Here is a 14,730-nt window from a genome sequence, read left to right as displayed (position 1 = left end):
CGTCCGGGGCCGGCGGGTGACGCGTGGGGGACCCGCCCGGCCGCGGTCGGCGGGCTGGTCCGCGCGGTCCTTCTCGGCAGTCGAACGTGCGTACTTTAGCCCCGTCTTGTGCTGGTTCGGCCACTGCCTTGTAACAGGCCGTTAGGACCGGACCGGGGAGCGGAAGACCCCCGGCATGAACCAGAACACCCCCATCACCCCCCGCCCCCGCCCCCTCTCCTCCCCCGCGGGTCTCACGCAACGCCTCGCGTCCACCGGCCAGTTGCGCGCCATGGGCGTCCCCGCCGCGGAGGTCGCCGGGCGGGCCGCGGCGGGCGGCGACTGGCAGCAGCTGCTGCCGGGCGTCTTCCTGCTCCACCCCGGGGCGCCGACCAGCGACGACCGGCTGCGGGCCGCGCTGCTGTACGCCCGCAGGGACGGCGAGGCGCCGCTGGACGGGCCGGGCGCGATGGTCACCGGACTCGCCGCGCTCGCCCTGCACGGCTTCTCCTCCGCTCCCCCGCTGACCGCCCTGGACCGGATCGAGGTGCTGGTGGGGCGGACCCGGCGGCTGCGCTCGACCGGTTTCGTGCGGGTGGTGCGGGCGCCGGAGTCCCCGGAGCCGGTGGAGCTGACCGGGCTGCCGGTGGCGCCGGTCGCGCGGGCGGTCACCGACGCCGTGTCGGGGCTCCAGGACGCCGAGACGGTCCGCCGGCTGCTCACCGAGGCGGTGCGTGGCGGCCACTGCGAGCCGGCTCTGCTGGTACGCGAGTTGAGCCGGGCGCGGCTGCTGACCCGGCCGCACGTGGTGGACGCGGTGGATTCGCTGCTGGTGGAGGGGCGGGCGCTGTCGGAGGAGCGGCTGTACGAGATGGTGCGGGACTTCGCGCTGCCGGACCCGGTGTGGAACGTGGACCTGCGGCTGCCGGGCGGCCCGCACCTGGGCGGGGTGGACGCCTACTGGCCGGACCAGGCGGTGGCGGTGGAGCTGGACACCCGGGCGCCCCGGCAGGACGAGGACGCCCTGTGGTCCGAGTACACCCGCAAGCGGGAGCACCTGGAGCGGCTGGGGATCACGGTGGTCCACCTGACCCCCCGCAAGCTGCGGGAGGCCATGGACCAGCAGGCCACCGTGGTCCGTACGGCGCTGATGGCCGCGTCGGAGCGGCAGCCCGCCGCGTACGTCGTCGTCCTGCCCCGGTGAGGGCTACTTCTTCGGCGGGAGCGTGCCGCAGAACTCGGCCTCGATGACGGCCTGGGTGTCTCCGGTCCAGTCGGCGTTGATGTTGGCGGCGAGGGTGTGTCGGCCGTCGCGGGTGGTGTACGCCTCCGAGAGCGAGCCGTGGATGCCGCCGCCGTGGCCCCAGATCTCGGTGCCGCAGCTCAGCTTCTGCGAGGAGATGCCGAGGCCGTAGCGGAAGTCGGGGTGCTGGGGGGAGACCGGCACGGTGGTGGTCAGTTCGCGCAGCTCGGCCCCGGGGAGGAGCCGGCCCTTGAGGAGGGCGCGGTAGAAGGTCTGGAGGTCGGCGGAGTCGGAGATCATCTCGCCGGCGGCATGGGCGAGGGAGGGGTTGAGCGCGGTGACGTCGTGGACGGGGGCGGACGCGTCGGGGACGAGGGTGGAGTAGGCGCGGCTGCTGGGCCGGGGGATGTTCACCCTGGTGCCGGGGACGCTGGTGGCGCGGAGCTTGAGGGGCTTGATGATCCGGTTCTCGACGGCCTTGCCGTAGGGGCGGCCGGTGACCTTCTCGATGACCAGGCCGGCCAGGACGAAGTTGGTGTTGGAGTAGCTCCAGGAGGTGCCGGGGGCGAAGGCGGGGGCGTGCTCCATGGCGATGCCGACGAGATCGCGCGGGTTCCAGGTGTCGTAGCGGTGCTTCAGGAAGCCGGGGCCGAAGACCTTCTCCTGGAAGGCGGGGTCCTCGGTGTAGCTGTAGACGCCGCTGGTGTGGTTGAGGAGCTGGCGGACGGTGATCTTCCGTCCGTCGTGGCCGTTGCCCCGGACCAGCTTCGGGAGCCACTTCTCGACCGGGTCGTCCAGGTCGATCCGGCCCTCGGCCTGGAGCTGGAGGAGGACGGTGGCGGTGAAGGTCTTGGTGATGGAGCCGACGCGGTAGCGGTCGTCGCCGCGGCGCTCGCCGGCGGTGCCGGTCCAGGAGCGGCCGTCCACCCGGGCCTGGGCGACGGCGCCGGGGACGCCGGCGGCGACGTTGGCGTCGAGCGCCGCCTGGGTGGCCGCGTGGCCCTTCTTCGCGGGGGCGGCGGGGGCGGCGGGGGCGGGGGCCGCCGGGCTCGCGGCGAGGGCGGGCGCGGCGAGCGCCGTGACGGTGAGGCCGGCGGCGAGGGCCGCGGCGACGACGGTGCGGGTGGTGCGGGTGGTGCGGGTGGCGGTCATGTGGGTCCCCTGTGTCCCTGGTGCTCCGGTACTGCGGTCGGCCGGGAGGACCGGGGGCGGGGCGGGAGGGTTGAGCGGTCGCGTACCGGTTGAGCCGTTTTCAGCCGTTCGGCGGGGGCGGCGGAAGGAGGGGCGCCGGACGGGCCCGCGGGGTGCGGCGGGGGTTCAGTTGCGGCCGGGGTCGGCGAGGCCGGAGTGGCCGAGCGGGGGGCGGGCACGCCAGAGGTCGAGGCCGACGTCGACGAGGTGGACCCGGGGGAGGCCGGGGACGGTGTCGAGGGGGTGCCAGGCGGCCAGGTCGGTGGAGCCACCGGTCTCGGGGCGGAGCGCGCCGCCGGTGATCCGGGCCTCGTAGAGGAGGCGGAGTCCCTGCCAGGAGCCCGGGGCTCCGACGCGCGGCAGCCACTCGCGTACGACCGAGTCGACGCCGAGGAGGGCGACGGGCTCGGAGACGTACCCCGTCTCCTCCTCGACCTCGCGGACGACGGTGGCGAGGGGTTCCTCGCCGTGGTCCATGCCGCCGCCGGGCAGGGTCCAGCGTCTCGTCCCGTCCTTGGCCACCCAGCGGGCGAGGAGGACCTCGCCGTCACGGACGCACACGGCGTAGGCCGCCACCCTCAACTCCTGTCTCATGCGCCGAGGTTAGGCGATGGGGGGTGAGGGACGGCCGGTCAGAACCAGTAGGCGGGGTAGCGGCGGCGGCCGGCGCGGGCGGCGAGCAGGCCGACCGCGACGAGGAGGAGGCAGGAGGTGAGCAGGAGGCCGGTGAAGGTCCAGAACGGCGGGGCCTCCAGGGCGACGATCACGGCGGTGGCGGCGGCCGGGGAATGCGGGGCGCGGGCGAGCATCATCACTCCGAGGGCGAGTCCGCCGGCGACGGCGGCGCTCCACAGGCCGGGGCCCGCGACCGCGAGGACGGCGAAGCCGGCGAGAGCGGCGAGGAGCTGGCCGCCGATCAGCGAGCGGGGCTGGGAGAGCGGCAGGTCCGGGGAGGCGGCGACGAGGGCCATGCTCGCGGCGAGCGGCGGGATCAGCAGCGGGTGGTGCAGCACGGTGCCGAGCGCGACCAGGAGGAGCAGGGCGGCGGTGCTGGCGCCGGTGGCGGCGAGGACCGCGAGCGGGCGGGGGCGGGGCGGCGGGCCCGGACGGACGGGAGCGGGGGCGGGGGCGGAGGTCGGGATGGCGGTGGCGGTGGCGGTGGGCGCGGACGGCGCGGGCACGGTGGCCTCGGGAGCCGGGGTGGTGGTCACGGGTTCCTCGGGATCGTGGATCGGGAGTCCGCGTGCGGGCGGCAGGTGCGGTGGAGCGGGTGGAGCGGGTTCAGGGGGTGGTCGGACGGGCCGGGGAGCGCTCGGGCGCGGACCGGCGCGGGGGCCGGCGGCCGGGGTCTCGACGACGCTGTCGACCCGGAAGCGGACGAACCGCCCCCTAAACGGTATACCATTTGCATCCGACCGCCGAGCCGGAGGGTCGCGCCGTCCTCCCGGCCCAGGAAGCGGAGACCGGCCCCGCCGCCGGTCTCCGGGTCGCCGAGCGTGAGGAACATCGCGCCGCCCCGACAGTCGCGCCGTTCCGGCGCGCGGCGTTCCGGCGCGCGGCGTTCCGGCGCGCGCCGGTCCTCGGCACGGACGAAGCCGCGCCCGGGCGAAGGAGCGGTGATCCACAACCGGCGGTCGAATCGCCCTCGTTGGGGGCGATTCGTCGTCCGTGGCGGAGGACGCGCGGTGGCGGATGTACGCCACGGGGACAACCCGCCCTCCGCGAACTCTCCACAAAGGCTGGTCATTTACGAAAGGCTGAGCGGTCATCCGGTACCGGATTCCGGACCCTCTTCTTTCACAAACAGGGATGTAAATGACCACCCCCGAAACGCAGAGCTCCATACCCGGGCGCTCGACCGGGACCAGACGAGCGGCCCGGATCGCCGCCGCCGCCGGCCTGGTGACCGCGCTCGTCGCGGCCGGTGCCGCCCCGGTCCTCGCCGCCGACGACCCGGTGACGACTCCCCCGGTGAAGACCGCGGAGCCCGCCGACAAGCTCGGCGCCACCGACGCGCAGCGCCTCGCCGAGGCCGAGGCCGCCGGCGAGGCTCACGTCACCATCCTGGTCGCGACCGCGCCCGGCGCGACCGAGCAGGTCGCCGGCCAGCTCGACGCCGTCCCCGGCGGCTCGGTCGGCAACCGCAACGACGAGCTCGGCTACGTCCGCGCCACCCTGCCGACCGGCAAGGCCGAGGCCGCGATCAAGGCCGCCACCAAGCTCTCCGCCGTCCAGTCGGTCGACCTCCAGGCCGAGATCCAGCTGGACGACCCGCGTCCCGACGCCGGTGTCGCCGGCGCCGTCGAGGGCACCACGGTGGACCGGACCTACCCGGCGCCGTCGAACCGCACCCCGGCGAAGAACCCGTACAACCCGTCCCACGAGACGGGCGCCGTCGAGTTCGTCGAGGACCACTCCCGCGCCGACGGCCGCGGCGTGACCATCGGCATCCTCGACTCGGGCGTCGACCTGGGCCACCCGGCCCTCCAGAAGACCACCACCGGCGAGCGCAAGATCGTCGACTGGGTGACGGCCACCGACCCGATCACCGAGGGCGACCTCACCTGGCGCGTCCAGAACGCCCCGGTCACGGGTCCTGTCTTCACCGCCGGCACCCAGTCCTGGAAGGCCCCCGCGGGCGCCTACCAGTGGAGCCGCTTCAGCGAGTCCGTCACGGCGGGCGGTGACCCGGCCGGTGACATCAACCGCGACGGCGACACCACCGACGTCTTCGGCATGCTGTACGACCCCGCCGCCGGCACCGTCCGCGTCGACACCGACCAGAACAACGACTTCACGGACAACGCGCCGCTGAAGCCGTACAAGGACGGCTACGGCATCGGCCACTTCGGCACCGACAACCCCGCCACCGAGGTCGTCGAGCGCACCCCGTTCGTCGTGGAGATCCGCAAGGACGTCCCGATGGACCCGTACGGCGGCACCTGGGTCGGCCAGAAGCGCGACTTCGTCAACATCGGCATCGTCGAGTCCTCGCACGGCACCCACGTCGCCGGCATCACCGCCGCCAAGGGCCTCTTCGGCGGCAAGATGAACGGCGCCGCGCCCGGCGCGAAGCTCGTCTCCTCCCGCGCCTGCACCTGGGACGGCGGCTGCACCAACGTCGCCCTCACCGAGGGCATGGTCGACCTCGTCGTCAACCGCGGCGTCGACATCGTCAACATGTCGATCGGCGGCCTGCCCGCGCTGAACGACGGCGACAACGTCCGCGCCCGCCTCTACACCCGTCTCATCGACGAGTACGGCGTGCAGCTGGTGATCTCGGCCGGCAACTCCGGCCCCGGCACCAACACCATCGGCGACCCCAGCCTGGCCGAGAAGGTCGTCTCGGTCGGCGCGGCCGTCTCCCAGTCGACCTGGGCCGCCAACTACGGCTCTGCCGTCGACAAGAAGTACGCCATGTTCCCCTTCTCCTCGCGCGGTCCGCGTGAGGACGGCGGCGCCACCCCGACCATCACCGGCCCGGGTTCGGCCGTGAACACCATCCCGACCTGGCAGGCCGGCTCCGGCGTCGCCGAGGCGGGCTACAGCCTCCCGGCCGGCTACGGCATGCTGAACGGCACCTCGATGTCGTCCCCGCAGGTCGCCGGCGCGAGCGCGCTGCTGCTCTCCGCCGCCAAGCAGCGCGGCATCGAGCTCTCCCCGCTGACCCTCCGTACCGCCCTCACCTCGACCGCGCAGCGGATCCCGGGTGTCGGGGCCCACGAGCAGGGCGCCGGTCTCATCGACATCAACGAGGCCTGGGAGTCGATCAAGGACGGGGCCACCGCCCACTCCTACAAGGTCGAGGCCCCGGTCGACACCGTGATCTTCCCGGCCCCGCACACCGGCTCCGGCGTGTACGACCGCGAGGGCGGCCTCAAGGTCGGCCAGAAGAAGGTCTACGACGTCACCGTCACCCGCACCAGCGGCCCGGACCGGACCCTCCTGCACGAGCTGGACCTCAAGCACGACGACGGCACCTTCCGGATCTCCGGAAGCCACTGGATCGCGCTGCCGCTGAACAAGCCGGTCACCGTCAAGCTGGAGGCCCGCCCGCGCACCGCCGGTGTGCACAGCGTCCTCCTGGAGGTCGACGACTGGCGCACCGAGGGCGTCGACAAGCAGATCATGTCGACCGTCGTCGCCGCGAGCGACCTGACCGCCCCCGGCTACTCCTTCTCCGCCTCGGGCTCGGTCCAGCGCAACAGCACGAAGTCGTACTTCGTGACCGTGCCGCAGGGCGCCACCTCCCTGGAGGTCGCCATCGGCGGCCTGAAGGAGAAGAGCCAGACCCGGTTCATCGCCATCCACCCGTACGGCGTCCCGGTCGACCCGACCGCGACCACGGGCTGCTACCCGCACTACAACCCGGCGAACACCTGCCGCCCGGACCTCCGCTCCTACGCCAACCCGCAGGCCGGTGTCTGGGAGATCGAGGTCGAGGCGCGCCGCACCTCGCCGGACCTGAACAACCCGTACAAGCTCGGCGTCTCCGTGCTCGGCGCCTCCTTCGACCCGGCCGTCCAGACGGTCGCCGAGGCGAAGGTCGGCACCCCGTCCGCCGTCGAGTGGACCGTCACCAACAAGTTCGCCGGCATCGACGGCAAGCTGAAGGGCGGCCCGCTGGGCTCGGCCAAGGTCGAGACCCCGACCATCCAGCACCACGAGCAGCAGACGAAGACCGTCACCATCGGTGAGGGCGTCGAGCGGCTCGACATCGGGATCGGCAACACCTCCGACAAGGCCGCCGACCTCGACCTGAGCGTGCTCCTGGACGGCGTCCGCGTCGCCCAGTCGGCCGACGGCGACTCCGAGGAGAGCGTCTCGCTCGTCAAGCCGAAGGCCGGCACGTACACCGTCGTCATCGACGGCTACGCGGTCCACGCCGAGGGCGGCACGACCTACGACTACAAGGACGTCTACTACTCCGCGGCGCTCGGCTCCGTGAAGGTGGACGAGGCCAAGACCTACCCGCTCGCCAACGGCGCGAGCACCAAGGTCCCGGCCGAGGTCGTCGTCGGCGGTCCGGCCCCCGAGGGACGCCAGTTCTTCGGCCAGGTCCAGCTGCTCAACGCGCGCGGCACCGTCGCGGGCACCGGCAGCGTCCTGATCGGCAGCGTCACCCCGTAACACCCGGGGCGGTACGAGGGGCGGGCATCCACCGGGGTGCCCGCCCCTTCCGCGTCCGGCCCCGCCCACGGCCCGCGTCCGGCCCCGCGTCCGCGCCGCGTCCGCCCCTCGGACAATCGATTGGACAAGGCGGGCCGGGACATACGCATCATGGACAGCAGCAGCAGCCTGCACAAACGTACGGAGGAGTCCCCGTGAAGGTCGGAATCGTCGGAGCCACCGGTCAGGTCGGCACAGTCATGCGCAAGATCCTGGCCGAGCGCAGCTTCCCCGTGGACGAGCTGCGGCTCTTCGCCTCCGCCCGGTCCGCCGGCACGGTCGTGGACGGCGTGACCGTCGAGGACGCCTCGACCGCCGACTACACCGGCCTGGACATCGTGCTCTTCTCCGCCGGCGGCGCCACCTCCAAGGCCCTCGCCGAGAAGGTCGCCTCCCAGGGCGCCGTCGTGATCGACAACTCCTCCGCCTGGCGCCGCGACCCCGAGGTCCCCCTCGTCGTCTCCGAGGTCAACCCGCACGCGATCAAGGACCGCCCCAAGGGGATCATCGCCAACCCGAACTGCACCACGATGGCCGCCATGCCGGTCCTCAAGCCGCTCCACCAGGAGGCCGGCCTCACCGCGCTGATCGCCACCACCTACCAGGCCGTCTCCGGCTCGGGCGTGGCCGGCGTCGCCGAGCTGCGCACCCAGGCGTGCGCGGTGGCCGAGCAGGCCGACCAGCTGGCCTTCGACGGCGAGGCCGTCGAGTTCCCCGAGCCCGCCGTCTACAAGCGCCCGATCGCGTTCAACGTGGTCCCGCTGGCCGGCTCGATCGTGGACGACGGCTCCTTCGAGACCGACGAGGAGCAGAAGCTCCGCAACGAGTCCCGCAAGATCCTGGAGATCCCGGAGCTGAAGGTCTCCGGCACCTGCGTCCGCGTCCCGGTCTTCTCCGGCCACTCCCTCCAGGTGAACGTCCGCTTCGACCGCCCGATCAGCGTCGAGCGCGCCTACGAGCTGCTGAAGGACGCCGAGGGCGTCGTGCTGTCCGAGATCCCGACGCCGCTCCAGGCGGCCGGCAAGGACGCCTCGTACGTGGGCCGCATCCGCGTCGACGAGACCGTGGAGAACGGCCTCGCGCTCTTCCTCTCCAACGACAACCTCCGCAAGGGCGCCGCGCTGAACGCGGTGCAGATCGCGGAGCTGGTGGCGGCCGAGCTCCAGGGCTGAGCCGGATCTTCCCGGTGAGGGGGCGGCCGTCCGCGGGACGGCCGCCCCCTCGTCGTGTTCGCCCTGGGAAATGTTCGATGCGCGGGCCGAGCGCCCCGTGGAAGGATGGCCCAAACGTCACGAAACCGAGGAGTTGACCGGGTGCCTGGTACGAACCTGACCCGTGAAGAGGCCCAGCAGCGGGCGGCGCTGCTGACCGTGGACGCGTACGAGGTCGAACTGGACCTCACCGGTGCGCAGGAGGGCGGCACCTACCGGTCCGTCACCACCGTCCGCTTCGATTCCGCCGAGGGAGGCGCCGAGAGCTTCATCGACCTCGTCGCCGACGCCGTCCACGAGGTCGACCTGAACGGGCGCTCGCTGGACGTGGCCGCCGTCTTCCGCGACGCGCGGATCGCGCTGCCCCACCTGAAGCAGGGCGCGAACGAGCTGCGGGTGGTCGCGGACTGCGCGTACACCAACACCGGTGAGGGTCTGCACCGCTTCGTCGACCCGGTCGACGGCCAGGCGTACCTCTACACCCAGTTCGAGGTGCCGGACGCGCGCCGGGTCTTCGCCTCCTTCGAGCAGCCGGACCTGAAGGCGACCTTCCAGTTCACGGTGAAGGCCCCGGAGGGCTGGAGCGTCATCTCCAACTCGCCGACGCCGGAGCCGAAGGACGGGGTGTGGGCCTTCGAGCCGACCCCGCGGATCTCCACGTACATCACCGCCCTGATCGTCGGCCCGTACCACTCGGTGCACTCGGCGTACGAGGGCCCGGACGGGCAGGTCGTGCCGCTGGGCATCTACTGCCGTCCGTCGCTGGCCGAGTTCCTGGACGCGGACCACATCTTCGACGTGACCCGGCAGGGCTTCGGCTGGTTCCAGGAGAAGTTCGCGTACGCCTACCCGTTCGCCAAGTACGACCAGCTGTTCGTGCCGGAGTTCAACGCGGGCGCGATGGAGAACGCGGGCGCGGTCACCATCCGCGACCAGTACGTCTTCCGCTCGAAGGTGACGGACGCGGCCTACGAGCGGCGTGCCGAGACCATCCTGCACGAGCTGGCCCACATGTGGTTCGGCGACCTCGTGACCATGGAGTGGTGGAACGACCTCTGGCTGAACGAGTCGTTCGCCACCTACACCTCCGTCGCCTGCCAGGCGGCCGTCGAGGGCACCCGCTGGCCGCACGCCTGGACGACCTTCGCCAACGCGGAGAAGACCTGGGCCTACCGCCAGGACCAGCTGCCGTCGACGCACCCGATCATGGCCGAGATCAACGACCTGGAGGACGTGCTCGTCAACTTCGACGGCATCACGTACGCCAAGGGCGCCTCGGTCCTCAAGCAGCTCGTCGCCTACGTCGGCCAGGACGAGTTCTTCAAGGGCGTGCAGGCGTACTTCCAGCGCCACGCCTTCGGCAACACCCGTCTGAGCGACCTGCTGGGCGCGCTGGAGGAGACCTCCGGGCGCGACCTGAAGACCTGGTCGAAGGCGTGGCTGGAGACGGCCGGCATCAACATCCTGCGCCCGGAGATCGAGACCGACGAGAACGGCTCGATCACCGCCTTCGCGGTGAAGCAGGAGGCCCCGGCGCTGCCCGCCGGCGCCAAGGGCGAGGCCGTGCTCCGCCCGCACCGCATCGCGATCGGCTTCTACGACCTCGACGCGGCCGGCAAGCTGGTCCGCACCGAGCGCCTGGAGCTGGACATCGACGCGGCCGGGCTGACCCCGGTGCCGGCGCTCGTGGGCAAGTCCCGCCCGGCGGTCGTCCTGCTGAACGACGACGACCTGTCGTACGCCAAGGTCCGCCTCGACGACGTGTCGCTGCACAACGTCACCGCGCACCTCGGCGACTTCACCGAGTCGCTGCCGCGCGCCCTGTGCTGGTCCGCCGCCTGGGACATGACCCGGGACGGCGAGCTGGCCACCCGCGACTACCTGGAGCTGGTGCTGTCCGGCATCGCCAAGGAGTCGGACATCGGCGTGGTGCAGTCGCTCCAGGGCCAGGTCAAGGCGGCCCTGGAGCTGTACGCGGCGCCGGAGTGGCGGGACGCGGGCCTGACCCGCTGGACCGAGGCGGCGCTCACCCACCTCAAGGCCGCGGAGCCGGCGAGCGACCACCAGCTGGCGTGGGCGCGGGCCTTCGCCGCGACCGCCAGGACGCCGCAGCAGCTCGACCTGCTCGCCGCGCTCCTGGAGGGCCGGGAGACGATCGAGGGCCTGGCCGTCGACACCGAGCTGCGCTGGTCGTTCGTGCAGCGGCTCGCCGCGACCGGTGTCTTCGACGAGCCGGAGATCGCCGCCGAGCTGGAGCGGGACCGCACCGCGGCCGGTGAGCGGCACGCGGCGACGGCCCGTGCGGCGCGTCCGACCGAGGCGGCGAAGGCCGAGGCGTGGGCGGCGGTCGTCGAGGACGACAAGCTGGCCAACGCGGTGCAGGAGGCGGTGATCGGCGGCTTCGTCCAGGCCGACCAGCGCGAGCTGCTGGCCCCGTACACGGAGAAGTACTTCGCGTCGATCAAGCGCGTGTCGGAGACCCGCAGCCACGAGATGATCCAGCAGATCGTGGTCGGTCTCTACCCGACGCTCCAGGTCTCGCAGGAGACGCTGGACGCGACGGACGCGTGGATCGCGGCCACCGACCCGGTCCCGGCGCTGCGGCGCCTGGTGACGGAGTCGCGGGCGGGCGTCGAGCGGGCCCTGAAGGCCCGCGCGGCGGACGCGGCGGCGGCCGGGCGCTGACCGGCGCTCCCCACCGGTGGGCACCCGCGGTGTCCACCGGTGGGGAGCGGCCATGTCCGTACGACGAAGGGGCGCCTCCCCCACAGAGGCGCCCCTTCGCCGGTTCCTGGTGCCGGACAGGCCCTACCGGCTCGCGCGGTCGAAGCGGGCGCGCAGGTCGGCGGCGCCCTCCTCGGTCAGCGAGCCGTGCAGGCGCATGCGGGCGACGCCGCCGTCGGGGAAGGCGTCGAGGCGCACGTGGGTGACGACCGCGTGGGCGGGGAGCTTGAAGCGGTGCAGGGTGTCGGGCTGGAGGCGCGTGCGCGGGATGATCTCGAACCACTCGCCGGCCTCGCCGTTGCGGCCCTGGAGAGCGATCCAGCCGGCGGAGTTGCCCTTGAGGTAGGCGGTGTCGATCTCGACGGCGCGGACGGCGCCCTGGGCGGGGAGGCGGAAGCGGACCCAGTCGTTGGTGCCGCGGACGCGGCGCCGGCGGTTCTCCCAGCCGTCGTCCATCTTGCGGGAGCTGCCCGGCAGGATGATCTGGGTCGGCGAGGAGTAGAACTTGTCGGAGGCGTCCTCGTACGACCCGCCGTTGAGGACGGAGAGCAGGTCGACGGTGCCGAGGAGGTCGAGCCACTCGGGGTCGGGCAGCACCTCGCCGTGGACGCGGAGGCGGGCGATGCCGCCGTCCGGGTGCTGGCAGAGGCGTACGTGGGTCCAGCGGCGGTCGCTGTCGATCGTGAAGCCGTTGGCGGCGTGGCCGCGGACGGGGGTGGGCGGGACCAGCTCCTCCCACTTGGCGTCGAGGAGTTCGGCGGGGCCGGGGCTGCCCTCGACGGCGGTGGCCTGGACGCTGACCTTCTGCGGGTAGTTGCCGCGGAAGTGGGCGGTGTCGACGATCAGGCCCTTGATGACGCCGGGGGCGCCGAGGCGGACGATCGCCCAGTCGTGGTCCTCGGGGGCGGGGAAGACGTTGTGGGCGTCGGCGCCGCGGCGGCGGCGGGTCTCCCAGCCGTCCATGATCTTGCCCTTGTGCCCGAAGTGCTCCGGGTCGAAGACGGCCCGCTCGCGGACGAGGAGGTTCTCGCGCTCGGCGAAGAACTCGTCGTTGGCGGCGACGACGCCGGCGCCGAGGCGGCGGTCGGCGAGGTCGACCAGCTCGGTGAAGGGGAAGTCACCGGTGCGGTAGTCGGCGTAGGGGTCGCCTCCGCCGTAGGGGGCGGCGTCGTTGGCGTGCGGGTCCTGGGCGTCTTCGAGAGCGGTCATGCTTCGACTCTCCTCCGGGGGGAGCCCGGGGTCCATCGAATGTTTTCGATGGTGTCGTTCAGTTCTGCTGAAAGGTCGCGCGGTCGGCGGCGGCCTGCCGGAGGGCGGCGAGCACCCGGGCCACCGCGGGCCCGTCCTCGGCCCCGCGCCGGACGGCGGCGACGACGTGGCGGCGCGGCTGGTCGGCGGAGAGGACCCGCATGACGACCCCGGTGCCGCCGCGCCGCTCCGCGGAGGCCATCCGGGGGACGAGGGCGATCCCGAGCCCCGCCTCGACCATGGCGAGGATGGCGGTCCAGCCGGAGGCGCTGTGGGCCTGCTCGGGGACGAAGCCGGCGGCCTCGCAGGCGGCGGTGGTGATCTCGGACCAGGGGCCCGAGCCGCCGAAGATCCAGGGTTCGGCGGCGAGGTCGGCGAGGCGGAGGCCGGGCGCGTCGGCGAGGGGGTGGCCGGCGGGCAGGGCGACGTCGAGGGGGTCGGCGAGCAGCGGCATCCGGCTGAACTTGGGGTCGCGCGCGGTGGGCGCGTGGGCGGCGAGCGAGAGGGCCAGGTCGACCTCGCCGGCGGTGAGGAGTTCGTACGCCTCCCCCGCCTCGGCCTCGCGGACGCGGACGTCGAGACCGGGGTGGGCGGTGCGGAGCCGGCGTACGGCCGGGACGAGGAGCGCGGGGACGGAGGTGGAGAAGGCGGCGACCCGCACCTGGCCCGCCTCGCCCCGGAGGTAGCCGTCGAGTTCGGCGTCGGCGCGCTCCAGCTGGGCGAAGACGGCCTCGGCGTGGCGGAGCACGAGGTGGGCGGCGTCGGTGAGGCGGACGCGCCGGCCGTGGGCCTCCAGGAGCGGCACGCCGAGCTGCCTGGCGAGGTTGGTGAGTTGCTGGGAGACGGCCGAGGGGGTCATGAGCAGGGTCTCCGCGGTGGCGGTGACAGTGCCCCGGTCGCGCAGGGTGCGCAGGATGTGCAGCTTCTTGATGTCCCACTCGGTCATGGGCGCAACCTACCTGGGGGTCCGCCCCCGCCCGGTCGGGGCCGGGCGCCCGGAGGCGGAGCTGAGCGCCACTCCCCCGAGGATCAGCGCCATGCAGGCGCCGCCGGCCGGGCCGAGCCGCTCGCCGAGGAGGGCGTACGAGAGCAGGGCGACGCAGACGGGCTGGAGGTAGTACACGACTCCGGCGCGGGCGGCGCCGATCAGGGAGATCGCCTTGTTCCAGGCGAAGAAGGCGACGGCGGAGGAGAACACCCCGATGTAGAGCAGCGGGCCGACGGTGCCGGGGACGACGGGGAAGCCGCCCTGGACGGTGAGGGAGACGGCGTAGGCGGGGGCGAGCATGAGGGCACCGAGCACGAAGGTGGTGAGGAGGAAGGCGAGTCCGTCGAGCTCCGGGGGCCTGCGCCTGAGGAGCGCGCTGTACGAGGCGAAGGAGAGGGCCGCCGCGAACATCCAGAGGTCGCCGGCGGCGAGGTCGACGGTGAGGGAGCCCTTGCCGACGAGCAGCAGCACGCCGAGGACGGCGACGGCCGTGCCCAGGATCCTGCGGGCGCCGAGGCGTTCGCCGCCGAGCCGGGCGTAGAGGGCCATGATCACCGGGGAGGCGGCCATGATCATGCCCATGTTGGTGGCGGAGGTGGTGAGGCCGGCCTGGTGGACGAGGGTGTTGTAGAGCGCGACCCCGAACAGCGAGGCGAGGGCGGTGAATCCGAGGTGGCGGCGGATGACCGCCCGCTGCCGCCAGAGCCGGCGGGCGGCGAAGGGGGCGACCGCGAGGAGGGCGATGATCCAGCGCCAGAACACCGCCTGGACGGGTGGCACGGAGTCGGCCATGTCGCGGGTGGCGACGAAGCTGCCGGACCAGACGACGGTGGCGAGGAGGGCGAGGAGCAGACCGAGACCGGCACCCTTGGCGGGTGCCGGTCTCGGGGATTCGCCGGGGGCGGCGGTCGTGGGCGGGAGGTCGTCGGGGGCGGTGGTCGTGGGCGGGTGGCGGGGTGTCGTGAGGGTCATGCCGC

Annotated in this window: 10 protein-coding genes; 4 read left to right on the top strand and 6 right to left on the bottom strand. The window is 73.1% G+C overall.

Annotation, left to right across the window (positions count from 1 at the left end):
• Positions 1-175 precede the first annotated feature (175 nt).
• Complete coding sequence (locus ACFYT9_RS01505; protein ID WP_389160215.1) at positions 176-1,183, top strand: hypothetical protein; 1,008 nt, start codon at positions 176-178, stop codon at positions 1,181-1,183.
• Positions 1,184-1,186: 3 nt separating this feature from the next.
• On the opposite strand, the gene ACFYT9_RS01500 is transcribed toward ACFYT9_RS01505, so the two are convergent.
• The 3 genes from ACFYT9_RS01500 to ACFYT9_RS01490 form a co-directional block, all read right to left on the bottom strand.
• On the bottom strand, positions 1,187-2,374 hold the full coding sequence (locus ACFYT9_RS01500) for a serine hydrolase domain-containing protein (RefSeq protein WP_389160214.1): 1,188 nt from the start codon (positions 2,372-2,374) through the stop codon (positions 1,187-1,189).
• A gap of 165 nt (positions 2,375-2,539) precedes the next feature.
• Positions 2,540-3,007: an NUDIX hydrolase gene (locus ACFYT9_RS01495; RefSeq protein ID WP_389160212.1), complete on the bottom strand. Its 468-nt coding sequence runs from the start codon at positions 3,005-3,007 to the stop codon at positions 2,540-2,542.
• Between the two features lie 38 nt (positions 3,008-3,045).
• Positions 3,046-3,624: an HPP family protein gene (locus ACFYT9_RS01490; protein ID WP_389160210.1), complete on the bottom strand. Its 579-nt coding sequence runs from the start codon at positions 3,622-3,624 to the stop codon at positions 3,046-3,048.
• Positions 3,625-4,228: 604 nt separating this feature from the next.
• Between ACFYT9_RS01490 and ACFYT9_RS01485 the strand changes: the two genes are divergently transcribed.
• From ACFYT9_RS01485 to pepN, 3 genes are all read left to right on the top strand, one after another.
• On the top strand, positions 4,229-7,543 hold the full coding sequence (locus ACFYT9_RS01485) for a S8 family serine peptidase (RefSeq protein WP_389160208.1): 3,315 nt from the start codon (positions 4,229-4,231) through the stop codon (positions 7,541-7,543).
• A gap of 194 nt (positions 7,544-7,737) precedes the next feature.
• Positions 7,738-8,754 (top strand): aspartate-semialdehyde dehydrogenase, encoded by a 1,017-nt coding sequence (locus ACFYT9_RS01480; RefSeq protein ID WP_376602729.1) that lies wholly within the window; start codon positions 7,738-7,740, stop codon positions 8,752-8,754.
• Between the two features lie 141 nt (positions 8,755-8,895).
• A complete protein-coding gene (pepN, locus tag ACFYT9_RS01475) occupies positions 8,896-11,478 on the top strand; it encodes an aminopeptidase N (protein ID WP_389160206.1) in 2,583 nt (860 codons plus the stop codon).
• Between the two features lie 123 nt (positions 11,479-11,601).
• Here the strand turns inward: pepN and alc are convergent, their stop codons facing one another.
• Genes alc through ACFYT9_RS01460 form a run of 3 tightly spaced genes read right to left on the bottom strand, consistent with a single transcriptional unit; the run spans position 11,602 to position 14,725 of the window.
• Positions 11,602-12,726: an allantoicase gene (gene alc / locus ACFYT9_RS01470; protein WP_389160204.1), complete on the bottom strand. Its 1,125-nt coding sequence runs from the start codon at positions 12,724-12,726 to the stop codon at positions 11,602-11,604.
• 58 nt (positions 12,727-12,784) lie between these two features.
• Positions 12,785-13,711: a LysR family transcriptional regulator gene (locus tag ACFYT9_RS01465; RefSeq protein WP_376604444.1), complete on the bottom strand. Its 927-nt coding sequence runs from the start codon at positions 13,709-13,711 to the stop codon at positions 12,785-12,787.
• Positions 13,712-13,720: 9 nt separating this feature from the next.
• Positions 13,721-14,725: a DMT family transporter gene (locus ACFYT9_RS01460; RefSeq protein ID WP_389160202.1), complete on the bottom strand. Its 1,005-nt coding sequence runs from the start codon at positions 14,723-14,725 to the stop codon at positions 13,721-13,723.
• Between the last annotated feature and the right edge of the window lie 5 nt (positions 14,726-14,730).

Source organism: Streptomyces sp. NPDC004435 (assembly GCF_042873895.1).
GTDB lineage: Bacteria > Actinomycetota > Actinomycetes > Streptomycetales > Streptomycetaceae > Streptomyces.
This window is presented reverse-complemented; position numbering and strand designations above follow the sequence as displayed.